Origin of the sequence: Alteriqipengyuania lutimaris, from assembly GCF_003363135.1 — a bacterium.
Taxonomy (GTDB): domain Bacteria; phylum Pseudomonadota; class Alphaproteobacteria; order Sphingomonadales; family Sphingomonadaceae; genus Alteriqipengyuania; species Alteriqipengyuania lutimaris.
On the sequence record NZ_QRBB01000001.1, the window covers coordinates 1,369,489 to 1,391,223 of the forward strand.

16 protein-coding genes are annotated in these 21,735 nt (G+C 66.9%); 5 read left to right on the forward strand and 11 right to left on the reverse strand.

Annotation, left to right across the window (positions count from 1 at the left end):
• Positions 1–3: 3 nt before the first annotated feature.
• The 7 genes from DL238_RS06605 to DL238_RS06635 form a co-directional block, all read right to left on the reverse strand.
• Complete coding sequence (locus tag DL238_RS06605; protein WP_115491540.1) at positions 4–585, reverse strand: nucleotidyltransferase family protein; 582 nt, start codon at positions 583–585, stop codon at positions 4–6.
• Positions 572–1,423, reverse strand: a complete 852-nt coding sequence (locus DL238_RS06610; protein ID WP_115491541.1) for an XdhC family protein — start codon at positions 1,421–1,423, stop codon at positions 572–574. Before DL238_RS06610 ends, DL238_RS06605 begins: the two co-directional genes overlap by 14 nt.
• Positions 1,423–3,612, reverse strand: a complete 2,190-nt coding sequence (locus tag DL238_RS06615) for a xanthine dehydrogenase family protein molybdopterin-binding subunit (protein WP_115491542.1) — start codon at positions 3,610–3,612, stop codon at positions 1,423–1,425. Before DL238_RS06615 ends, DL238_RS06610 begins: the two co-directional genes overlap by 1 nt.
• Positions 3,609–4,595: an FAD binding domain-containing protein gene (locus DL238_RS06620; protein WP_115491543.1), complete on the reverse strand. Its 987-nt coding sequence runs from the start codon at positions 4,593–4,595 to the stop codon at positions 3,609–3,611. Before DL238_RS06620 ends, DL238_RS06615 begins: the two co-directional genes overlap by 4 nt.
• Positions 4,592–5,098, reverse strand: a complete 507-nt coding sequence (locus tag DL238_RS06625; protein ID WP_234030990.1) for a 2Fe-2S iron-sulfur cluster-binding protein — start codon at positions 5,096–5,098, stop codon at positions 4,592–4,594. The genes DL238_RS06620 and DL238_RS06625 overlap by 4 nt, the downstream gene beginning before the upstream one ends.
• 174 nt (positions 5,099–5,272) lie before the next feature.
• The gene (locus DL238_RS06630) at positions 5,273–5,866 is read right to left on the reverse strand and encodes an FMN-dependent NADH-azoreductase (RefSeq protein ID WP_115491544.1); all 594 of its coding nucleotides are present in this window, start codon (positions 5,864–5,866) and stop codon (positions 5,273–5,275) included.
• A gap of 26 nt (positions 5,867–5,892) precedes the next feature.
• Positions 5,893–6,591, reverse strand: a complete 699-nt coding sequence (locus DL238_RS06635; protein WP_115491545.1) for a pirin family protein — start codon at positions 6,589–6,591, stop codon at positions 5,893–5,895.
• Between the two features lie 126 nt (positions 6,592–6,717).
• Here DL238_RS06635 and DL238_RS06640 point away from each other — a divergent pair, with 126 nt between their 5' ends.
• Positions 6,718–7,635 carry a LysR family transcriptional regulator gene (locus tag DL238_RS06640; protein WP_115492805.1) on the forward strand — a complete coding sequence of 306 codons (918 nt, stop codon included), beginning with the start codon at positions 6,718–6,720 and terminating at the stop codon, positions 7,633–7,635.
• A 90-nt stretch (positions 7,636–7,725) separates the two neighbouring features.
• Here DL238_RS06640 and DL238_RS06645 read toward each other — a convergent pair whose 3' ends face one another.
• The gene (locus DL238_RS06645) at positions 7,726–9,294 is read right to left on the reverse strand and encodes an aldehyde dehydrogenase (NADP(+)) (RefSeq protein ID WP_115491546.1); all 1,569 of its coding nucleotides are present in this window, start codon (positions 9,292–9,294) and stop codon (positions 7,726–7,728) included.
• Between the two features lie 168 nt (positions 9,295–9,462).
• Here DL238_RS06645 and DL238_RS06650 point away from each other — a divergent pair, with 168 nt between their 5' ends.
• The 3 genes from DL238_RS06650 to DL238_RS06660 all read left to right on the forward strand — a co-directional run bounded on the left by DL238_RS06650 (position 9,463) and on the right by DL238_RS06660 (position 13,891).
• Complete coding sequence (locus DL238_RS06650) at positions 9,463–10,839, forward strand: sugar porter family MFS transporter (protein WP_115491547.1); 1,377 nt, start codon at positions 9,463–9,465, stop codon at positions 10,837–10,839.
• 62 nt (positions 10,840–10,901) lie between these two features.
• The gene (locus DL238_RS06655; RefSeq protein ID WP_115491548.1) at positions 10,902–12,419 is read left to right on the forward strand and encodes a tryptophan halogenase family protein; all 1,518 of its coding nucleotides are present in this window, start codon (positions 10,902–10,904) and stop codon (positions 12,417–12,419) included.
• Positions 12,416–13,891, forward strand: coding sequence for a tryptophan 7-halogenase (locus DL238_RS06660; RefSeq protein ID WP_115491549.1), 1,476 nt, complete (start codon positions 12,416–12,418; stop codon positions 13,889–13,891). The genes DL238_RS06655 and DL238_RS06660 overlap by 4 nt, the downstream gene beginning before the upstream one ends.
• Here the strand turns inward: DL238_RS06660 and DL238_RS06665 are convergent.
• The 3 genes from DL238_RS06665 to DL238_RS06675 are packed head-to-tail and all read right to left on the reverse strand — an operon-like array spanning position 13,860 to position 18,006.
• Complete coding sequence (locus DL238_RS06665) at positions 13,860–14,894, reverse strand: cupin-like domain-containing protein (protein WP_115491550.1); 1,035 nt, start codon at positions 14,892–14,894, stop codon at positions 13,860–13,862. The genes DL238_RS06660 and DL238_RS06665 overlap by 32 nt on opposite strands.
• A complete protein-coding gene (locus DL238_RS06670) occupies positions 14,891–16,423 on the reverse strand; it encodes a tryptophan halogenase family protein (RefSeq protein WP_115491551.1) in 1,533 nt (510 codons plus the stop codon). The genes DL238_RS06665 and DL238_RS06670 overlap by 4 nt, the downstream gene beginning before the upstream one ends.
• Positions 16,420–18,006, reverse strand: coding sequence for a tryptophan halogenase family protein (locus tag DL238_RS06675; protein WP_115491552.1), 1,587 nt, complete (start codon positions 18,004–18,006; stop codon positions 16,420–16,422). The genes DL238_RS06670 and DL238_RS06675 overlap by 4 nt, the downstream gene beginning before the upstream one ends.
• A gap of 166 nt (positions 18,007–18,172) precedes the next feature.
• On the opposite strand from DL238_RS06675, the gene DL238_RS06680 reads away from it, so the two are divergent.
• The gene (locus tag DL238_RS06680) at positions 18,173–21,592 is read left to right on the forward strand and encodes a TonB-dependent receptor (RefSeq protein ID WP_234030991.1); all 3,420 of its coding nucleotides are present in this window, start codon (positions 18,173–18,175) and stop codon (positions 21,590–21,592) included.
• Positions 21,593–21,735 lie beyond the last annotated feature (143 nt).

Here is a 21,735-nt window from a genome sequence, read left to right on the forward strand (position 1 = left end):
CGATTATGAAAGCTGTCCACTCACATCGCGAGATAGCGCCGACAATTGCGACGGCGTGTCGACGTCGGCCAGCGTGTCGTATGCGTTTGGAGCGAGGGTCGTGCCCTGGGGAAAGGCAAGGCTGGCCGCGCCCCTGTCTCCATCGAGCGTCTGCAGCAAAGCGAACGCCGACCGCTGAAAGGCGGCGGGACTACCGGGCCTGCCGTCCTCCTGCCGCGTGAAGACCGTGCCGTCGGCCTCTGCGAGACGTTGCAGGTGGTTTGCGGTAATCAGCGGCATATCGGCCAGCGCGATCACGATCCGGTCGTGCCCCGATGCGGCCTCCACCCCTGCGGCGATCGACGTGCCAATTCCCTGTTCGGCGTGCGGATTGGTAACCTGCGTCCAGCCCGGCCGCGCAAAATGCGGGGAATTCTCGCCGGTGACGATGTAGCGATGGCGAAAGCCCGCGTTCTCCGCCGCCTTTGCGGCCCATTCCCACAGCGGCGCCCCGCGAAAATCGGCGGTCAGTTTTTCACCACCGAAGCGTCGGCTGCGACCTGCCGCGAGGAGGATGAAAGCCGTTCCGCGATCAGGCGCCGGCATGCATGCGCTCGTATTGCCCGACCACCTCTGCTAGCGCGGATAGGGCGAGGCTGGTCGGTGTCTTGCACGCGGGGATCAGGCCGACCGGACTGCGGACCCGCGCAATATCCTCCTCGGCAACGCCGCGCCCGCCGAGGGCGAGTGCGCGTGCGATCCGGGCATTCTCACCGCCTTGGGCGCCGACATAGAAGGCCTCGCTCGAAAGCGCCTGTTCGAGCAGCGGCAGCTCCCACTCGTGATCGTGGAACAGCAGCAGGGCGGCGGTCCAACAGTCGAACCTGCACTCGCTCGCCGCCTGGCCCAGCGTGAGGCGCTGCTTGTCGAAGCTGTCGAGTTCGGTTCCCATCGCCGAAGCCAGACGAACGAGCGCTTCGAGTTCGGGCCCTTCGCCGAATGCGACGATGCGCAGTGCGGGTATGTAGTGGCGCTCGGCCAACGGAGAGACGGCGGGCAGGGCAAGCCGGGCCGGTTCGCGCCGGGCCAGCGCCGCCGTCGCTTCGGCGCAGGCGCTGCGGTCGGGCATGGGATCGAGCAGGATATCGAGCCCGCCGCCGCATGGCAGGCGAAAGTCGATCTTGGGCGATCCATGACCGTAACGGACCACGCTCGGCCGCTGCAATTCGCGCATATCCGAGGCCAGCTGCGCTTCGAGGCAGCCATCCGACAGGCTGCCGATCGTGGAGCCGTCGGGAGACACCGCCAGTTGCGCGCCGAGGCGCCGCGAGAAGCTGCCGTCGATGCCGACCACGGTGCACAGGCCCACCCCGGGCTCCCCCGCAGCAGCAAGCGCGGCATGGTCCTCGCCGAGGATCGATGCTCGGTCGAGTTCGGCGAGCATCAGTCCGGCATAGCCGCGATCACGCGGTCGGGCGTCATCGGGTAGTCGAAGATGCGCGCGCCGGAGGCGTTGTAGATCGCATTGGCAATCGCCGCCGCGCCGCCGCACATGCCGAGCTCGCCGATGCCCTTGGCCTGGATCGGACTCGCGGCGGGATCGCGTTCCTCGACCATGATGACATCGAGATCGGGCACGTCGCGGTGCACGGGAACATGATATTCGGCGAGGTCGCAATTGGCCAGGTGCCCGTCGCGCGGATCGAATTCGAGCGCTTCGGTCAGCGCCACGCCGATGCTCCAGGTAATGCCGCCGAGGCACTGCGAGCGCGCGGTCTTCTGGTTCAGCACGCGCCCGAAACCGAACGCGCCGAGCATCCGGTCGACCCGCGTTTCGCCGGTGAATCGGTTCACCCGGACCTGCGCGAAGAAGGCGCCGAAGCCCGATGCAGTGAAATCGTCCTCGATATCGCCCGGTTCGTAATGGCCTTCGCGGACGAGATCCTTGCCGTCGAGCAGGCTCGTGAGGCTCTCGCCCGACGACGCCTTGCCGTCCGTCAGTTCGAGGTCGCTCTCGGCAATACCGATGCGCTCGGCCAGTTCCTCGCGGATCGCATTGCTCGCGACATAGACCGCAGAGCCGATCGAGGATGCGCCCCAGCTGCCACCCGATCCGGGGCCGCGCGGATGGCGCGTATCGCCCAGATCGACGAGCACCTTGTCGGGCGCAAGGCCCAGCATCTCGCCCGCCAGCTGCGCCATGATCGTATAGGTCCCGGTGCCGATATCGGTCATGTCGGTTTCGACCAGCGCGGTGCCGTCCGCCTTCAGCGTGACGCGCGCCTTCGCTTCGGAAATATTGTGAACGCGTGCGGCGCTGGCCATGCCTGTGCCGACCCACCACTCGCCCTCTTGCGTGTGGCGGGGCTTGCGCGGCCCATGGTCCCAGCCGAAGGCCTCGGCCCCCTGCTTCAGGCATTCCGCCAGCTTGTGCGACGAGAAGGGCAGGCCGGACTCGGGGGCTTTCTCGGGAATATTCTTCAGCCGCAATTCCACCGGATCGATCCCGGCCTTTTCCGCCAGCACATCCATCGCCGCCTCGAGCGCGGGCATGCCCACGGCCTCGCCGGGCGCGCGCACCGATCCGGCGGTCATCCGGTGGATCCGGGCGACCTCCAGCATCAGCTCGCGGTTTTCGCCGGCATAGAGGAAGTGCGAGGATTGCAGCACCGGCTCTGCGAATGACTCGCGCGGCAGGTTGGAAACCAGCGCGTGATGGCCGAAACCGGTCAGCTTGCCGTCGGCATCGGTGCACAGCCGCAGCCGCTGGGTCGTTTCCGAGCGGCGCATGATGCACTGGAACACCTGCTGGCGCGACATCACGACGCGCACCGGTCGCCCGAGCTGCCTGGCTGCAATCGCGGCGGCAACGGTTTCCTCGCTCAACCCGAGCTTCGAACCGAAACCCCCGCCGACGAAGCGGGAGACCAAGCGGATATCGTCCTCTTCCATGCCCAGCGAGTCGGCCAGTTCGCTGATATTGTAGTTGGGCATCTGCAGGGATGCGTAGACCGTCAGCTTGTCGCCATCCCACTGCGCAATGGCTGCATGAGGTTCCATCGCGGCCGAGGAATGACCCTTGGTGGTGATCGTGACGTCGACCGAATGCGCGGCCTGCGCCATCGCATGTGCCAGGTCGCCCTGCCGCACGGTTTCGTCCTCCTGCTCCTCGGGTTCGACCGCCTGGGGGTCGAGCGGAGCGTCGTCCTCTTCGCGATATTCGACCCGCAGGTGCTTGGCCGCATCGCGCGCCTGTTCGAAGCTCTCCGCGACGACCAGTGCGATCGGCTGGCCCCAGTACGACACTTGCCTGGGACCCTGCTCGGGCGCTTCGCCCGCAGTGCCCTGTGCGGCGCGGGTTGTCATCCGCGCATCGTCGATCACCGCGAGGACGCCGGGCATGGCGAGCGCCGCGTCCTTGTCGATCGCAGTCACTTCGCCGCGCGTGATCGTGGACGTCACGAGGACGCCTTCCGCGCAGCCGTCCAGCACATACTCGGCAGCATAGGGCGCCGTGCCGGTGACCTTCGCCATGCCTTCGACCCGCGGCAGCGCCGTGCCCAGCGTGCCTTGCTTCATGTCGTCGAGGCGGTTGGCCTTGTCCGGCTTGTTCTGCTTGAAATGGACGGTCATGCCGCGTCCTCCGTTGCGTGTTCGAGGACGGCGTGAAGCGTGCGCCGTGCGAGGGGGATCTTGAAATCGTTCTCGCCGTAACCGCGCGCATCTTCGAGCAGGATGTCCGCGGCCTTGTCGAACAGCTGCGTCGACGGAGCCTTGCCGATTAGAGCTTCGGACACGCGCGGATCGTGCCACGGCTTGTGCGCGATGCCGCCGAAAGCGAGGTCCGCGCGGGTGAAGAGGCCGCCTTCCATCTCGACGATGGCGGCGATGGAAACGAGCGCGAAGGCATATGACGAGCGTTCGCGGACCTTGCGATAGATCTGCGTGCCCGCGACGGGAGGCGGCAGCGTGATCCGGGTGACGAGCTCGCCCGCTTCGAGCACGTTGTCGCGCCACGGCGTATCGCCGGGCAGGCAATGGAATTCGCGGACCGGGACGCTCCGTTCGCCGCCTTCGGGCGTGGTGATGTGAACCTGTGCGTCCAGCGCGCTCAGCGCCACGGCCATATCGCCGGGGTAGGTCGCGATGCACTGGTCGCTGGTACCGAGGATGCCGTGCAGCTTCGCGATCCCGTTGATCGCGCCGCATCCGCTACCGGGCTCGCGCTTGTTGCAGGGTTGGTCGATATTGGTGAAGTAGTAGCAGCGCGTGCGCTGGCACAGGTTGCCGCCATTCGTGGCCTTGTTGCGCAACTGCTGGGTGGCCCCGGCAAGGATCGCGCGCGCCAGAACGGGATAGTCGGACCGCACGCGGGGGTGAACGGCCGTTTCGGTATTGGTCGCCAGCGCTCCGATGGACAGACCGCCGTCGTCGCTGTCTTCGATCTCGTTGAGGCCGATGCGGTTGATGTCTGCGAGCTGGCGCGGGGTCTCGACCTGCAGTTTCATCAGGTCGAGCAGGTTGGTGCCACCGGCGATGGGTGCGGTGTCCGGGTCTGCGGTGATCTGCGCTGCGTCGGTCAGCGTGCGGGCGCGGGTGTAGTCGAACGGCCTCATGCGTTTTGCTCCGCCACATCGCGAATGGCCGCGACGATATTGGCGTAGGCGCCGCAGCGGCACAGATTGCCGCTCATCCGCTCGCGAATTTCCTCGCCAGAGACCGACATCGGCCCCTCCAGCGTATCGCTGGCGTCGCTGGGCCAGCCGCTGGCGATCTCTTTCAGCATCGCGGTTGCCGAGCATATCTGGCCCGGGGTGCAGTAGCCGCACTGGTACCCGTCGTGTTCGTGGAATGCGGTCTGGAGCGCGGAGGGTGCCTCCGGCGTGCCCAGTCCCTCGATCGTCGTGACCTCGTCGCCATCGTGCATGCAGGCGAGCGTGAGGCAGCTGTTGATCCGGACCCCGTTGACGAGGACGGTGCAGGCACCGCACTGGCCGTGGTCGCAGCCCTTCTTGGTGCCGGTCAGCCCGACGTCCTGCCGCAGGAAATCGAGCAGCGAGACACGCGGGTCGTCCGGGACCGCATGCTGGTGTCCATTGACGGAAATTCGATCGGCCAAATGCGCCTCCTTTGCGCATTCAACCACTCTACCTTGGAATTGGGTCCATATTCTTTTGCGTGAGCCCCCCTGCCGCTCCTGCGACGGCAGATTGAGGGCCATGCCAGCCGGAAAGCGCCACTCGCCGGAGTGCATTGCGGCACCCCGGCGGAGCGTTTCGTCATGCAGCCGGCGTCAGGCCGCCAGCCTCTCGATGGTCTGAGCGGCGGCTTCGATCTTCTCCTCGCCATCGACACCCATGATGCCGTCGGCGGCCACGATCTCGACATCGGTGATGCCGAGGAAGCCGAGGAAGTGGCGCAGCCAGGGCGTGAGGAAGTCGATCTCGCTACCGATCGGCGTGCCACCGCTGGCGATGACGACATAGGCCTTCTTGCCGGTCAGCAGGCCTTCCGGGCCGCTTTCGGTATAGCGGAACGTGGTCCCGGCGCGCGCGACCAGATCGGCCCAAGCCTTCAGCGTGGAGGGCATGGTGAAGTTGTAGACCGGCAGGCTGAGGACCAGCGTATCGGCGGCCTGGAGTTCCTCGATCAGTGCGTCGGCGACATCTGCCAGCGCCTGCTGCTTCTCGTCACGCTCGGCGGGCGGGGTCAGGTTGGCGGCGAAGCGGTCCGCGTCGATCAGCGGCAGGTCGTTGGCGGCCAGATCGCGGGTCACGATGTTGGCGTCTGTGCCCTGGCTGATCTTTTCGACCAGCCGGTTGCCGAGCTTGCGCGAGACGGATTCGCCGCTGCGAATGCTGGCGGTGACATGCAGGATATTGGTCATGGGATGTTCCTTTCCGTGTGAGATATTCAGGCCGCGTCGACGAGGACGATTTCGCTGTCTTCGAGTGCGGTGATCCGCAGCACATCGAGATCGCTGATCGCTGCGCCGTCGCGTGCGTTGACGGTCTGCCCGTCGATCTCGACCGCGCCGGTTGCGGGCACAAGATAGGCCTTGCGGTTGGCGCCGAGCGGGTACTCGACCGTTTCCCCGGCAGGGATCGTGGCGCCCACCACCCGCGCATCGGTGCGGATCGGCAGGGCGTCGGCGTCTTCCTCGTAACCGCTGGCAAGCATCACGAACTGGCCCGCGCGGTCGCCTTTGGGGAAGGGCTTGGCCCCCCATTGCGGGGCATCGCCTTCGCTGGTCGGGATGATCCAGATCTGGAAGATCTGCGTCACCTCGTCCTCGCGGTTATATTCCGAATGGCGGATGCCGGTGCCCGCGCTCATCACCTGAACGTCGCCCGCTTCGGTGCGGCCCTTGTTGCCCAGGCTGTCCTCGTGCGTGATCGCGCCTTTGCGGACATAGGTGATGATTTCCATGTCGCGGTGCGGGTGCGGCGGGAAGCCGGTGTGCGGCTGGATCGTATCGTCGTTCCACACCCGCAGATTGCCCCAGTGGACGCGCGCGGGATCGTGGTAGTTGGCGAAAGAAAAGTGGTGCTTGGCATCGAGCCAGCCGTGGTTTTCGCCACCGAGACTATCGAAAGGACGCAGTTCGATCATTGCGGTTTTCCTTGTCTTTGGCGGACATCGGCAGGTGCCGGTTCCGCTGCGTTGGTTCCGATTTAGGCTTGCGCACCCCTGCTGCTAAGTGGGATAAGTTCGATCCCATTGTTCGAGAAAGTCGAAATGTCCGAACCCGGCTCCCCCACGCTCGACCAGCTGCAGATTTTCCTCGCAGTGGTCGAGGAGGGCAGCTTCGCCGCCGCCGGACGGCGGCTGAACCGCGCGGTGTCGGTGATCAGCTACGGTATCGGCAATCTGGAGGCGCAGCTGGGCCTCACGCTGTTCACGCGCGAGGGCACGAAGAAACCGGTGCTGACCAAGGAAGGCGAGGCGATCCTGGCCGACGCGCGCGTGGTCGCCGCCGGCCTGGCTGGACTGCGCGCGCGGGCCAGGGGCCTGCTCGAAGGGCTGGAAGCCGAAGTCAGCCTCGCGGTCGATGTCATGCTGCCTGCCGAGCGGCTGGCGAGCGTGCTGCGCGCCTTCGCCTGCCAATTTCCGACAGTGCCGCTGCGCCTGCATGTCGAGGCGCTGGGCGCGGTTGCCGCACTGGTGATCGAGGGAAGGGCAGGACTGGGCATCGCGGGACCCGTCGCCGCCGATATCGAGGGGCTCGACCGGGTGGAAGCGGGTACGGTCACGCTGGTGCCGGTCGCGGCGCCCGATCATCCGCTGGCGCGGCAGGCGAAGCTCGAGCCCGGCGCCGGGCGCGACCATATCCAGCTGGTCCTGACCGACCGTTCGCCGCTGACGCAGGGGCGCGACTTCGCGGTCCAATCGCCGCATACCTGGCGGCTGGCGGACCTCGGCGCAAAGCACGCGCTGCTGCGCGAAGGGATCGGCTGGGGCAACATGCCCCTGCCGATGATCGAGGCCGATCTGGTCGCGGGCACGCTGGTCCGGCTGGCCATGCCCGACGACACCGGCGGCGAGTTCCGCTTCTCCGCGATCTACCGCTCCGACGCGACGCCCGGCCCGGCGACCTCCTGGCTAATGGAGCGCTTCGCGGAGCCGGGCACGGTCGTTGTTGCAGCCGAGGACTGAGTGCCCTTCAGGGGGACCATCATCGGCTGCGCGGTGATCATGCCATACCGGCTGTGATCGGCCCGTGCCCGACTCTGCAGCGCGGCCTGCTCAGGAGACCGTATAGCTGCCGTCGATTCGCCGCAGGCCGCCGGTCGCACCTTCGCGCAGGGCTTCGGGCAGCAGCGCCTCGGGCATGTCCTGATAGGATACGGGGCGCAGGAAGCGTTCGATCGCCAGCGTCCCCACCGAGGTGCTGCGCCCGTCCGAGGTCGCCGGGAAGGGCCCACCGTGGACCATCGCGTGGGTCACGTCGACGCCCGTCGGCCAGCCATTGGCAATGATCCGCCCGGCGAGCTGTTCGAGCACGGGCATCAGCTTCGCCGCAGCTTCGTGGTCACCGTCGTTCATGTGCAGCGTGGTGGTCAGCTGGCCTTCCATGCCCGAGAGGACCTTGGCCACCTGGTCGAGATCGGCGCAGCGCACGATCAGCGATGCAGGGCCGAAGACCTCCTCCTGGAAATCGGGATCGGCAAGGAATGCGTCGGCGGACACGGTATAGACCTGCGCCCGCCCGCAGGTACCCGGCGCGTCCTCGCCCAGGCCGACGAGCTGCGCACCGGCGCGCTCCGAAAGGCGCTTCGCCCCCTCGGCATAGGCCGAGGAAATGCCGGTGGTCAGCATGGTCTGGCCGCCCACGTCGGGCAGCGCCTTGGCGGCGGCGGCGACGAAGGTGTCGAGCGCTTCGCTCTCGATCGCGAGCACGATGCCCGGATTGGTGCAGAACTGGCCCGCGCCCATCGAGAGCGATCCGACATAGGCTTTCGCCAGCTCCTCGGGAGCCTCGGCGAGGCGCGCGGGCAGCAGGGTGACCGGATTGACGCTGCTCATCTCGGCATAGACCGGGATCGGCACGGGGCGCGATGCGGCGTGATCCATCAGCGCAAGCCCGCCCTTGCGCGATCCGGTGAAGCCGACTGCGGCGATATGCGGGTCCTTGACCAGCGCTTCACCCAGCGCGTTTTCGGTGCCGTTGACGAGCGAGAAAACGCCTGCGGGCAGGCCTGCTTCGGCAACCGCCTCGGTGATCGCACCCGCGACCAGTTCGCTGGTGCCGGGGTGGGCGGGGTGGCCCTTGACCACGACGCAGCATCCGGCGGCAAAGGCGGAGGCGGTGTCGCCGCCCGCCACCGAGAAGGCGAGCGGGAAGTTCGACGCGCCGAACACCGCGACCGGGCCGAGCGGAATCATCCGCAGCCGCAGGTCGGGTTTGGGCGGGGTCCGCCCGGCATCGGCATGGTCGATCCGCAGCGATTGCCATGCGCCGTTCTCGACCTCGTCGGCGAACAGCCGCAACTGGCCGACCGTGCGCCCGCGCTCGCCGTTGAGGCGCGCCTCGGGCAGGCCGCTTTCCTCCATCGCGCGCTGGGTCAGCGTGTCGCCCAGGGCATCGATCTTGTCGGCTGCAAGCCGGAGGAAGGCCGCACGCTTGGCCAGCGACAATGCGCCGTACGCCCGCTGCGCCTCGGCCGCGGCGGCGCAGGCGCGCTCCACGTCTTCCTTCGTGGCGGCATGGAATTGCTCGCCGAAGGTATTTCCGCTGGCCGCTTCGCGGGCCTGGAAGGTCTCGCCGCTCTTCGTCCGCTCGCCTGCAATGAAGTTTTCGCCTGTAATGGTCATCCGCGTTTCTCCTGTTATGTGTTTCGGCTGGTAAGCCTGCGCAAAGCCATGCATTGCATGCTTGCGTTGGCCTCGGTTTCCGTCGTAGGTAGCGCTAACATAATAAGCCGGTGTTGCAACCGGAGGTCAGGGAGCGGAACTTTGGATAACGCACGCGATAGCGCCAATATGGCGCTGATCTCGGCGATCGTGGCAGTCGCGACGCTGGGGGGATTTCTTTTCGGATTCGATAGCGGGGTCATCAACGGAACGGTCGACGGGCTGCGGCTCGCGTTCGATTCGGACGAGGTGGGCACCGGATTCAATGTGGCCTCGATGCTGCTCGGCTGTGCGGTCGGTGCATTCTTCGCGGGCCGCCTTGCCGACATCATGGGGCGCAAGAAGACGCTCCTGATCGCGGCGGCGTGCTTCATCGTCAGCGCTTACGGCTCGGGCATTGCGGGCTCGTCCACCGAGTTCGTGATCTACCGCATCATCGGCGGCCTCGCGGTGGGCGCGGCCAGCGTGCTCGCCCCGGTCTACATCAGCGAAGTGACGCCCGCCAACATGCGCGGGCGCCTCTCCAGCATCCAGCAGGTAATGATCATCGTCGGCCTGACCGCCGCGTTCCTTTCCAACTACCTGTTGGCAGAATTCGCGGGATCGTCGATCCAGGAATTCTGGCTTGGCTACGAAGCCTGGCGCTGGATGTTCTGGATCGAGCTGATCCCGGCCACGATCTTCCTCGTGGCGCTGCTCTTCATTCCCGAAAGCCCACGCTATCTCGTCAGCCGCTCGCGCGAGACCGCCGCGCACGGCGTGCTCGAACGGCTGTTCGGCAAGACTTTCGCCACGCGCAAGGTCAGCGAGATCGAGGCTTCGCTCGCCAAGGACCACCGTCCGCGCCTGTCGGACCTGCGCGACAAGGTCAGCGGCAAGATCCGCCCGATCGTGTGGACCGGCATCGGCCTCGCGGTGTTCCAGCAGCTCGTCGGCATCAACGTGGTGTTCTACTACGGCGCGGTGCTGTGGCAGGCGGTCGGCTTCAGCGAGAGCGACGCGCTCAAGATCAACATCCTCAGCGGTGCGATCTCGATCGGTGCGGTCACTCTCGCGATCCTGCTGATCGATCGCCTCGGGCGCAAACCGCTGTTGCTGATCGGCTCGATCGGCATGGCGATCACGCTGAGCACCGTCGCCATCGCTTTCATGAGCGGCGAGCTCGTGGACGGGAGGCTCAACCTTTCGGACGATGCGGGGCTGACCGCGCTGATCGCGGCGAACCTTTACGTCGCGTTCTTCAACTTCAGCTGGGGCCCCGTGATGTGGGTGATGCTGGGCGAGATGTTCCCCAACCAGATCCGCGGATCGGGTCTGGCGGTCAGCGGCTTCGCGCAGTGGATCGCCAATTTCGGGATCACCATGACGTTCCCGATCATGCTCGCGGGCATCGGCCTGACCGGAGCCTACGGCTTCTACGCCGCCAGCGCCGCCGTGTCGGTCGTCTTCGTCTGGCTGCTGGTCCGCGAAACCAAGGGGATCGAACTGGAGGACATGCAGGGCTGATCCGTCTGACCGGGCGGCGGGCCATGCTTCGCCGCCCACAGATGGGGTAGGGCGATCCGGCGATGGAACAGCGCAAACCCACCAGGGTCGTCGTGCTCGGCGGCGGAACCGCCGGATGGATGAGCGCGGCCGGGATCGCCCGCCTGCTCGGCGACCGGGTCGAGGTGCAGCTGGTCGAGAGCGATGACATCGGCATCATCGGCGTCGGCGAGGCCACGCTGCCGCATATCCGCGGTTTCGTGGAGCGGCTGGGGATCGACGAGGCGGCCTTCATGAGGGCCACCCATGCGACCTACAAGCTCGGCATCGACTTCCGCGATTTCGGGCGCATCGGCGAAAGCTACATCCACCCTTTCGGCTCCTTCGGCGAAGAACTGGCGGGGGTGGGCTTCCACCACTACTGGCTCGAACTGCAGCGCCACGGCATGGCGCAGCCGCTGGGCGACTATTCGCTGTGCGTCGCCGCTGCGCTGGCCAACCGGTTCGAACCGCCCGCGCAGGACATGTCGCTGCGCTCCACCTACGGTTACGCCTACCAGTTCGACGCGACCTTGTTCGGCCCCTTCATGCGCGATTTCGGCCTGTCGATCGGCGTCACCCGGCAGGAAGGGCTGGTGACCGGCGTCGACCGCAATGCGGCGAGCGGCGATGTGACCGCGCTGCTGCTGGAGGATGGCCGCCGGATCGAGGGCGACCTGTTCGTCGACTGCTCGGGCTTCCGCTCGCTATTGCTGGGGCAGGAGCTGGGCGAGGAGTGGGAGGACTGGACGCACTGGCTCCCGTGCGACCGCGCCGCCGCCATGCCCTGCGCGCACGCGAGCGAGGACCTGCGCCCCTACACCACCGCCACTGCGATGCCTGCCGGCTGGCGCTGGCAGATCCCGCTGCAGCACCGGCTGGGCAACGGCTACGTCTTCTCCAGCGCCTTCATCGAGGAAGAGGCTGCGTGCGAGGCGATCCGCAATGCGGCCGAGGGCGATCCGCTGGCCGACCCGCGCGTGCTGCGCTTCCGCCCCGGACGGCGCAAGCGCTCGTGGAGCCACAACGTCGTCGCCGTGGGGCTGGCGAGCGGGTTTCTCGAACCGCTCGAATCCACCTCGATCTACCTCGCGCAGATGGCAATCACCTATCTGATCGAGCTGTTTCCGCAGGATGGCCGGATCGCCGATGCCGACCGCGCCGAGTTCAACCGGCTGGTCGACATGGAATACGACCGGGTGCGCGACTTCCTGATCCTCCATTACCACGCGACCACGCGCGATGATTCCGAGTTCTGGAACCACGTCCGCACTATGACGGTGCCCGACAGTCTGGCCGAGAAGATGGAGCTGTGGCGCAAGGCGGGCAGGATCGAACGCTATTCTGACGGGCTGTTCTACGACGCCAGCTGGATCGCGGTCTATGTCGGGCAGGGCTGGCTGCCCGAGCGGCACGATCCGCGCCCGGGCATGATCGACCCGCACAAGCTGAAGGTGGCGGCGGACCGGTTGCAGCAGGAAATCGGCGACGAGGTTTCGCGCATGCCCGGCCACCGCGACTATCTGCGCGGTGAGGCCGCCCGGCTCGCGGAGCCGGCATGAGCCAGCCGCGCGAACCGCTGCGCCGCATCGTCGTCGTCGGCAGCGGGCCCGTCGGCCTGCTGACCGCGATCGGCCTGCGCCGCGCGCTGCCGCAATGCGAGGTGGTGGTCGCGACGACGATCCCCGCGCCGTCCTCCTTCGCCGACTATGCGGCAACCGCGCTGCCTTTCACCAACAAGCTGCACGACCGGCTGGGGATCGACGAGGCCGCGCTGGTCCGCTCCGCCGGGGCGAGCCACCGGCTGGTCACGCGCTATATCGGCTGGAGCGGTCAGGGGACGCAGGGCATGATGCCCTATGGCGGCACCGGCGACCCGGCGCTGCAGACCCGCTTCGCGCAGGACTGGGGCGGCGGGCCGCGCAATGCGGGCGGGGAGCGCCCGGCAGGCTCGCTGGCCGAGGTGCTGGCGCAGGCAGGCCGCTTCGCCCCGCCGCCGCCCGACGAGGACACCCCGCTGGCGCAGGTCGAATATGCGCTGCGCTGGAACCCGCACGCCTATCGCGAGATGTTGATCGCCATCGCGCAGCAGCTGCGCATCGGCCGCGTTCCGGGCGACATCGCCGCGCTGGAGCCCGACGAGCGCGGCGGGCTCGCTGCGATCGCGATTGCGGGGCAGGGGCGGCTGGAGGCCGACCTGTTCGTCGATTGCAGCGGCGCGGGCGCGCTGCTCGCGTCGGCCCTGCCGGAGTTCTCGGTCGTGGACTGGGGCGACGTGCTGCCCGTCAGACGGCTGCTCGTCGCGCCGCGTGGGCAGGCGATGGTCGCGCTGGAAGACAGGGTCTCGCTGCTCGAGCAGGGCTGGCTGTGCGAATTCGCCGGCCGCGACGGATTGCAGACCACGCTCGCGGTGGGCGAAGGCGTGCCGGACGATGCCGCGATCGCGGCGCTGGGCCAGAGACCGGCGGCGGTCATTCCCGTCGTGCCCGCCCGCATAGCGAAGGCGTGGCAGGGCAATGTGATCGCCATCGGCGATGCGACCGCGCAGTTCGAACCGCTCGGCTTCCTCAACCTCGATCTCGCGCATCGCCAGATCGACCTCCTGCTGGAAATGCTGCCGGGTCGCGACATCCTCGCGCTCGAACGCGCCGAATTCAATCGCCGTGCCGGGCTGATGCTGGACGGCGTGCGCGATACGCTGGCCCTGCATTACGCCGCGCCGCGCGCCCGCGATGTCTTCGGGCAAACCGCCATGCCGGCCAGCGTCGAGACCGCGCTCGACCAGTTCACTCGGCGTGGGCGCCTCCCCTTCCAGGAGGAATCGGCGCTGCTGCGGCAGGAGACGACCGCGCTGCTCGAAGCGCTCGGGCACCAACGCGGACTTGCCCCGCAGCATCTCGACACCGACCCGCAGCAGGTCGAGGCCGCGCAGGCCGCGTTCGACGACCGCGCGCGCGCCGCGCTCGCCTTCGCGCCGCCTTACGCGCAGTGGATGGAATCGGTCACCCGCGCGGCTGCAATGCCGAGCGTATGAGGCCGCGGATCCGGTCGAACAGGCCGGGGCTGGGCGGACCGAGCACGCCCTTCGCATGGTCCGGCAGGTGCGCGCCCGCCGCGCCGCTTTCGTCGAACACGTAGTAGTCGAGCAGGCCGCGCCACGCCGCGCGCTGTTCGGGCGGGAGGTGACGAAGCGCGAGGATCGCATGCAGCAGCGCGTCGTAGGGGCTGCCGATCCCCTGCGGCTGGCCCTGCGTCCACCAGTAGTTGACGAGGATGCTGACCGGCGAAAGCGAGCGCACGCCGTGCCACCAGCCATAGGGAATGTAGATCGCGTCCCCGGGATCGAGCGTCGCCTCGCACGCATGCTCCATCGCGTCGGCGAAGCGCGGAAAGGCGGCGAGGTCCGGATCGTCGATGTCGACCATGCTCACCGGCGTACCCGCCGGGGTCAGTTCGAAGGGACCGGGATAGAGATTGCCGGTCTGATCGGGCGGGAACAGCGTGAAGCGGCGCTGCCCCGCGACGCACACGGCGATGTTCTCCTTGATGTCGAAATGGGGCGCGACGACGATGCGGTTGCCGATCCAGATGCGCGGTTCGACCCCGGGCAGAAGGTCCAGCCGGTTGTCGCGCGCGAAAGCGGGTAGCAGCTCGGGAACGGGTTCGGACTGGACCGCCATGGCGGGCGCATCGGGCAGCGTGCCCGCCCGCAGCAGGTCCTCCAGAAAGGCCTGCAGGTGCCCCTGGCCTTTCGCGAAATTGAGGCCGGTAAGGTCGGGCTTGTAGAAGAAACGCCCCTGTTCAGAAGGCGGCGCGGCGATCGCGACCACGGGCCGCGTGACCCCGCCCTCGACAATATAGCGCACGATCGCCGCGTCGCTTTCGCGCGCGGCGGCGACGGCGGGCCAGTCGCTGGCGAGGCCGCGCATCACCACGGGGCGGCATGCGGCGCGAATGTCGGCAAGGGCGCCGGGCGTGATGGCGCCTTCGCGCTCTTCGATCGGACGCTCTTCGGCCGGAAGGGGGCTGGCGATCATGCGGTCAGGCGTTCGGACGCGGGAATCGCGCTGCCCTGTTCGGCGAGGAAGCGATCCTGCGTCGGCATCTGCGCGACGGTGGAGGCGATCACCTCGCGGATATGGGCAAGCCGCTTGCGGGTCTCTTCGGCACCGATCGTCATGGCGAGTGGGTGGAACCGCGCCGGCTCAACGCCCTGGCCGACCATCACCGCCAGCCAGCTCGGCTCGGTGAAGAACTCGTTGTTCTCGCGAAAAATGCGGCCCGAGCTTTCGAACATCTCGAGCTTGTGCGCCAGCCCGTCGGGCGGGTCGACGGCCCGGCACGCGCGCCACAGCTCCCCTTCGCGTTCGGTCTTCAGGTAATGCAGCACCAGCATGTCGCGGATATCGACCATGTCGCGCACGCTGTCCGCATTGAAACGGCGGATCTCCGCCTGGCCGAAGCTCGAATCGGGAAACAGCGCCATCAGCCGCGCGATCGATGCCTGGACGATCTGGATCGAGGTCGATTCGAGCGGTTCGAGAAATCCCGCGGCGAGACCCAGCGCGACGACGTTCTTTTCCCACGGTCGCTCGCGCAGGCCCGCCGCGAAGCGCAGCCGGTTGGGCTCGGCCAGCGGCTTGCCGTCGAGATTGGCGAGCAGCAGGTCGAGCGCCGCCTCGTCGTCCATGTGCGCGGAGGAATAGACCAGCCCGTTGCCGATCCGGTGCTGCAACGGGATGCGCCACTGCCAGCCCGCTTCGCGCGCGGTGGCCCGCGTCAGCGGCTGGCTGTCTCCGCCCAGTTCGCAGGGAATCGCCACCGCGCGGTCGCAGGGGAGCCACCCGGTCCAGTCGATGAAGGGCACGCCGAGCGTCTGCCCCAGCAGGAGCGAACGGAAGCCCGAGCAGTCGATGAACAGCTCGCCCCCGATCTCGCGCCCGTCCTCCATTCGCACGGCGGTCACGAAGCCGCTATCCGCGTCCTGCAGCACGTCGACGATCCGGCCTTCGTGCCGGACCACGCCCTGCCGCTCGGCCCGTGCGCGCAGGTAGCGGGCATAGCGGGTCGCATCGAACTGGAAGGCGTAGGCGAGCTTGGACAGCGGCGACTTGGGATTGTCGAGCTGCGGCGGGAAGTACCGGCCCGCCTTTCCCGCCATCGCGCCGATCGAATATTCGTCGAGCGGCGCGGGATCGTCCGCCGCCCGGCCGTGCAGCCAGAAATGGTGGAATTCGATCCCGAGCATGTCGAGCCCGTAGGACCCGAAGGGGTGGACGTAGGAATGGCCCGGCCGCAGCCAGTCGACGAACTCGATGCCCAGCTTGTAGGTCGCGTGCGTCTCGCGCACGAATTCCGCTTCGTCGATGCCGAGCAGGGTGTTGAAGGACCGGATCTGCGGCACGGTCGCCTCGCCGACCCCGACGGTGCCGATGGCCTCGCTTTCGACAAGTTCGATCGAGAGACCGGGGAATTGCCCCATCACCCTCGAAATGCCGGCCGCGGCCATCCACCCTGCCGTGCCACCCCCGACGATGACGATCTTGCGGATGGGCTGTGCGGTCACACGCGCGCTCCGTGCGCGCGCAGCGGGGCCTGGCCTTCCGCGGGCGCGGATGCGTGCCAGGCGCCGGCCTGGCGCATGAAGGCCTCCTGCGACGGCAGGCGTTCGGCGACGCTGCGATAATTCTCGCGCAATTGCGCCATGGCCGATGCGATCTTGGTCTCGTCCAGCGTGTCCGCGATCGCGTCGTAGGTTCGGGGTTCGATATTCTGCCCCATCAGCACCGCGATCCAGCTGGGCTGCGCGAACAGCTCCGCATTCTCGCGGAACACGCGGGCGTGGAGGCGCCACAGGTCCATCTTGCGGGCGAGGCTGGCGGGCACCTCCATATCGCGCACGTAGCGCCAGAACTCGGTATCGTCGCGCTGCGTCGCCTTGTAGTGCAGGATGATGAAATCGCGCACGTCCTCGTAAAGCTCGCGCATCCCGCGATTATACTCGTCGCGCTCGAGCGGGCTGATCGGCGTGTCGGGGAAGAGTGCGAAAAGGCGCGCGATGCCGTTCTGGATCAGGTGGATGCTGGTCGATTCGAGCGGCTCGATGAAGCCCGACGACAGCCCCAGCGCGACCACATTGTGGTTCCACGCCTTCTTGCGCATGCCGGTGAGGAATCTGAGCGTGCGGGGCTCTGCCAGCGGTTCGCCCTCGACAGACCCGAGTAGGATCGCGCGCGCCTCGTCCTCGTCCATGAAGCGGCTTGAGAAGACGTGGCCGTTGCCCATGCGATGCTGCAGCGGAATGCGCCATTGCCATCCGGCACCATGGGCGGTGGCCCGGGTGAAGGGATCGGGCGAGGTCGTATGCGTCGTCGGCAGCGCGATGGCCCGGTCCATCGGCAGCCAGTGGCTCCAGTCCTCGTAACCGGTTTCCAGCTCCTCCTCGATCAGCAGGCCCCTGAAGCCCGAGCAGTCGATGAACAGGTCGCCTTCGATCCGCTCGCCGTTCTCCAGCTCGATCGACAGCACGTCGCCGCTTTCCGCATCGCGGTGGGCGGCGGTGATCCGCCCTTCGTGCCGGATCACACCCTGGCGCTCGGCCATCTTGCGAAGATAGGCGGCATAGAGACCGGCATCGAAGTGGAACGCATAGGCGATTTCGGAAACGACGCTTTTCGCCGCTGCCGAGGGCCGTCCGAAGGCGCCGCGCGCGGCCGCCATCGTGCTCATCGAATAGTCGCCGATACCCCCCAGGTCCGGGTTCGCGAGCGCCTTCTGGCGCAGATAGAGCTGGTGGAACTGGATTCCGTGGAAATCGTGGCCGTACTCGCCGAAGGGGTGGAAATAGCGGTCGCCCCGCTGGCCCCAGTTGACGAATTCGATCCCCAGTTTGAACGTGCCGCGCGTTTCGCGCAGGAATTCGTTCTCCTCGATCCCCAGCATCGCATTGAAGTTCCGGATCGGGGGGATGGTTGCTTCGCCGACCCCCACCGTGCCGATCGCATCCGATTCGACCAGCACGATCGACCGGCGACCATCGTCGAAAAATCGCGACATGGCCGCTGCGGCCATCCATCCTGCGGTGCCTCCGCCGACGATGACCACCCGCGCGACCCTGTTCGCGGTAACGATACCACCACGCTCAGCCATCTCTCCCGCTCCACTGTTTCGTGTTTGCAACACATCTGAAACTAATCGTGCCGGGGCGTATTGCATAGGCCGGAATCTGCCGATACGATCCGGGCCTAGAAAAAACAAAAGACGCGTACCAATTTGTGGTAGCGCTAACATGGGGGAGTTGGCCAGGATGGCTATGATGCTTAAGGGCAGAATGAATGACCGTGGCTTCGGCGGTTTCCGGACATTGTTGCGAGTGGGCGTATCCTCGGTTGCGCTGGGTGGTTTCGTAACCGGCGGGGCCGCGCTGGCCCAGGACCGGCCGCAGACGACCGATACCGAGCAGGCGGGCGAGCCCGAGCAGGGCGCAGAGCCCACCCAGGTCGAAGAGAACCTGATCGTCGTCAGCGGGATTCGCCAGTCGCTGGCCAATTCGCAGGACATCAAGCGCGATGCCGATACGGTCGTCGACGCGATCACCGCCGAAGATATCGGCGCGCTGCCGGACCGGTCGGTGACCGAGGCGCTGCAGCGCGTCCCCGGCATCGCGATCAACCGCTTCGCCGGTTCGAACGACCCCGATCACTTCTCCGTCGAAGGATCGGGCGTCACGGTGCGCGGCCTCAACTTCGTGCGCTCCGAATTCAACGGCCGCACCGCCTTTGCCGCCGGTGTCGGCGGGCAGGCGCTCAACTTCGCGGACGTGTCGCCCGAACTGCTCGGTTCGGTCATCATCAGCAAGAACGCGACCGCCGAACAGATCGAAGGTGGCCTTGCGGGCACCGTCAACCTCAACACGCGCAAGCCCTTCGACAAGAGCGGCTTCCGTTTGGGCTTCAGCGCAGAGGCGAACTACGGCGACTTCCGCAAGGAATGGACCCCGACCGGTTCGCTGCTCGTCAGCAACACCTGGGATACCGAGATCGGCCGGTTCGGCGTGCTCGCCAGCGGGTCCTATTCGCGCATCAAGAGCCGCGCCGACGGCCTGCAGATCGCCAACTACCAGACGCGCGACGGGCAGCGCGTGCTCGCGGCGAACGCCGACAACCTCTTCGTCTGCCGCAACCCGCTGCCCTCGCAGAGCGACCAGCAGACGCTGCCGCCCGGTGGCGCGGCCTGCGGCAACTTCGGCACGCCGGGTGCGGACGGTTTCGCGGACTACGCCGATTACCGCGTCGCCCCGGTGGGCGGCCAGTTCCGCACGCAGGAATTCGATCGCCAGCGCGATGCCTTCGCGTTTTCCGGCCAGTTCGAGAGCATCGACGGCCGCACGCTGATCACCGCGGAATACATCCGTTCGCACTCGACGAACGAATGGGGTGAATACACCTACGAAACCGCGCCGGATCTCGGCGAATATTCGACCTATCCGCTCGGCTGCCAGCAGAACGCCAATGGTCCGCGGCAGACCGACAACCAGGGTACGTTCAATCCCGACGACGAGCAGCCGCCGCGCGCGCAATGCCCGGTCGGCGGGTTCGAGGACTGGCTCTATGATGAGAACGGCCTGTTCCAGTCGGGCTATATCGTCGATGCGTCGAACGGCTGGCGCGGTGCGGTCAACAACTACGATCCCACGCTGGGCACGGGCGGTTCGCCCTATGTGCCCGTGGGCGGCTCGCAGTATTCGCTCGCCCGGCGCCAGGTGAAGGACGAGGTCACCAACGAGGACTACAGCATCAACCTGCGGTCGGAACTGACCGACAAGCTGACGCTGAGCATGGATGCGCAATATGCGACGTCGAAGAAGGAAAACCTCGACTTCAGCGTCTTCGGTTCGACCTTTGCCGATTCCGAACTCGACCTGACGGGCGATCTGCCGGTCGTCGTTCCGCATGCACCGCAGTTCCTCGGCTATACGTGGTCGGCCCCGAGCCCCGAGCTCGAGGCTGCCGCAGCCGACGATGCGACCTATTTCGGCGACCCGCGCTTCCAGTTCTGGCGCGCCGCAATGGACCACGCCGAGCTGAGCACGGGTGACCAGTTCGCGCTGCGCGCGGACCTCGACTACGAATTCGAGCCGGACTCGTTCATTCGCCGGGCCAAGGTCGGGGCCCGTTTCCAGGGCCGCGACCAGGAAGTTCGCTACTCGACCTATAACTGGGGCATGCTCAGCGAAGTCTGGAGCGGCAGCCGTCCGATCAACTTCGCCGACACGCCGGCGGATCAGATGACCCGCTACGACTTCCCCAACTTCTTCCGCGGCGAGGTGCCCGGGGCGCCGGGGGCGTTCTACTACGGTGGCGACCTGATCGGCGACTACGACGGGACGGTCGACTTCCTGCGTTCGGTCCAGGCGCTGACCACGCAGGCGGGCGGTTCGCCCACCTGGAACCCGCTTGCGGAACGTGGCGGGGCGACGCCGGACGGTTACCTGCCGACCGAAATCCAGACCGTCGATCAGGACGATTACGCGGTCTACGGGATGCTCACCTTCGGCAGCGACACGCTGCTGGGCGACGTGCGCTTCTCGGGCAATATCGGCCTGCGCTACGTCAACACGTCGCTGGTGTCGCGCGGTGCGCGCGGTCCGGGATCGCGTGCCGACCTCAACATCGCCGATCCGTTCTCGGTGCGTTGTGCCGAACGCGAGGTCGCGGACGGGCCCAACGCCGGCCAGACCGTGCGTCCGGGCGGCATCTGCCTGCGCGGCGAAGCGGCCTACAACGCGCTGCAGGAATTCGTGGACGGCAGTTTCAACTACACCCAGGTCCGCAACGATTACGACTTCCTGTTGCCCAGCCTAAACCTGAAGTTCGGCCTTACCGACGATCTGATCCTGCGCTTCGCGGCGTCGAAGGTCATCACGCCGCCCGACAACGGCCTGATCCGCAACTACTTCACCGCCTCGCTCACGCCGGAAGGCACCTTCACCGGGACGGCGGGCAATCCGTTGCTCAGTCCTGCGTCGGCCAAGCAGTTCGACGTCAGTCTCGAATGGTACTTCGCCGCGGTCGGTTCGCTGACCCTCAACGGTTTCTACAAGGAAATCGACGACTTCTTCTATCAGGAGATTCGCGAGGACACGATCACCAACGCATCGGGCGATACCCGGGACGTCACGGTGCGCGGCCCCGCGAACTTCGATGGAACGGGCAAGGTCAAGGGCTTCGAAGTCGCCTACCAGCAGACGTTCGATTTCCTTCCCGCGCCGCTCGACGGGTTCGGGGTGCAGGCGAACTACACCTATATCGACAGCGAGGGCCTGCCCAACAGCTTCCTCAATGCAGGGGCCGTTCCGGAGGATTCGCCGATCCCGCCTTCGGGCAACCTGCCGCTGGAGCAGCTGTCCAAGCACAACTACAACATCGCCGGGTTCTACGAGAAGGGACCGATCTCGCTGCGTGCGGCCTATAACTGGCGTTCGCGCTTCCTGCTGACCGCGGCGGACGTGATCTTCCCGTACTACTCGATCTTCAACGAGCCGACCGGCCAGCTCGATGCTTCGGTGTTCTTCAACCTCAGCGACAGCATCAAGGTGGGTGTGCAGGGCGTGAACCTCCTCAACGAGGTGACGAAGACGACGCAGGCCTATGCGGGCGATCCGGACGCGCTGGCGCCGCGGTCCTACTTCATGAACGACCGCCGGTTCTCGTTCATCGTTCGCGGCAACTTCTAGGGCCGCGACGCCACGGGGGAAGGGGCCGTCACGCTGGAAGGCGTGGCGGCCCCTTTTGGTTTAAGTGCTGCGCTGAGGGGGCAATGCTTGCCGGGGCTGCACCTCATCCAACAGAACATGCGTCGGCCCGGACTTGATCCGGG

What these genes read in the sequence shown, in the direction of transcription:
- DL238_RS06645 (WP_115491546.1), bottom strand. Translation starts at nt 9,294, where the DNA reads ATGACCATTACAGGCGAAAACTTCATTGCAGGCGAGCGGACGAAGAGC.
- DL238_RS06620 (WP_115491543.1), bottom strand. Translation starts at nt 4,595, where the DNA reads ATGAGGCCGTTCGACTACACCCGCGCCCGCACGCTGACCGACGCAGCG.
- DL238_RS06640 (WP_115492805.1), top strand. Translation starts at nt 6,718, where the DNA reads ATGTCCGAACCCGGCTCCCCCACGCTCGACCAGCTGCAGATTTTCCTC.
- DL238_RS06660 (WP_115491549.1), top strand. Translation starts at nt 12,416, where the DNA reads ATGAGCCAGCCGCGCGAACCGCTGCGCCGCATCGTCGTCGTCGGCAGC.
- DL238_RS06635 (WP_115491545.1), bottom strand. Translation starts at nt 6,591, where the DNA reads ATGATCGAACTGCGTCCTTTCGATAGTCTCGGTGGCGAAAACCACGGC.
- DL238_RS06615 (WP_115491542.1), bottom strand. Translation starts at nt 3,612, where the DNA reads ATGACCGTCCATTTCAAGCAGAACAAGCCGGACAAGGCCAACCGCCTC.
- DL238_RS06610 (WP_115491541.1), bottom strand. Translation starts at nt 1,423, where the DNA reads ATGCTCGCCGAACTCGACCGAGCATCGATCCTCGGCGAGGACCATGCC.
- DL238_RS06680 (WP_234030991.1), top strand. Translation starts at nt 18,173, where the DNA reads ATGCTTAAGGGCAGAATGAATGACCGTGGCTTCGGCGGTTTCCGGACA.
- DL238_RS06655 (WP_115491548.1), top strand. Translation starts at nt 10,902, where the DNA reads ATGGAACAGCGCAAACCCACCAGGGTCGTCGTGCTCGGCGGCGGAACC.
- DL238_RS06675 (WP_115491552.1), bottom strand. Translation starts at nt 18,006, where the DNA reads ATGGCTGAGCGTGGTGGTATCGTTACCGCGAACAGGGTCGCGCGGGTG.
- DL238_RS06630 (WP_115491544.1), bottom strand. Translation starts at nt 5,866, where the DNA reads ATGACCAATATCCTGCATGTCACCGCCAGCATTCGCAGCGGCGAATCC.
- DL238_RS06650 (WP_115491547.1), top strand. Translation starts at nt 9,463, where the DNA reads ATGGCGCTGATCTCGGCGATCGTGGCAGTCGCGACGCTGGGGGGATTT.
- DL238_RS06665 (WP_115491550.1), bottom strand. Translation starts at nt 14,894, where the DNA reads ATGATCGCCAGCCCCCTTCCGGCCGAAGAGCGTCCGATCGAAGAGCGC.
- DL238_RS06605 (WP_115491540.1), bottom strand. Translation starts at nt 585, where the DNA reads ATGCCGGCGCCTGATCGCGGAACGGCTTTCATCCTCCTCGCGGCAGGT.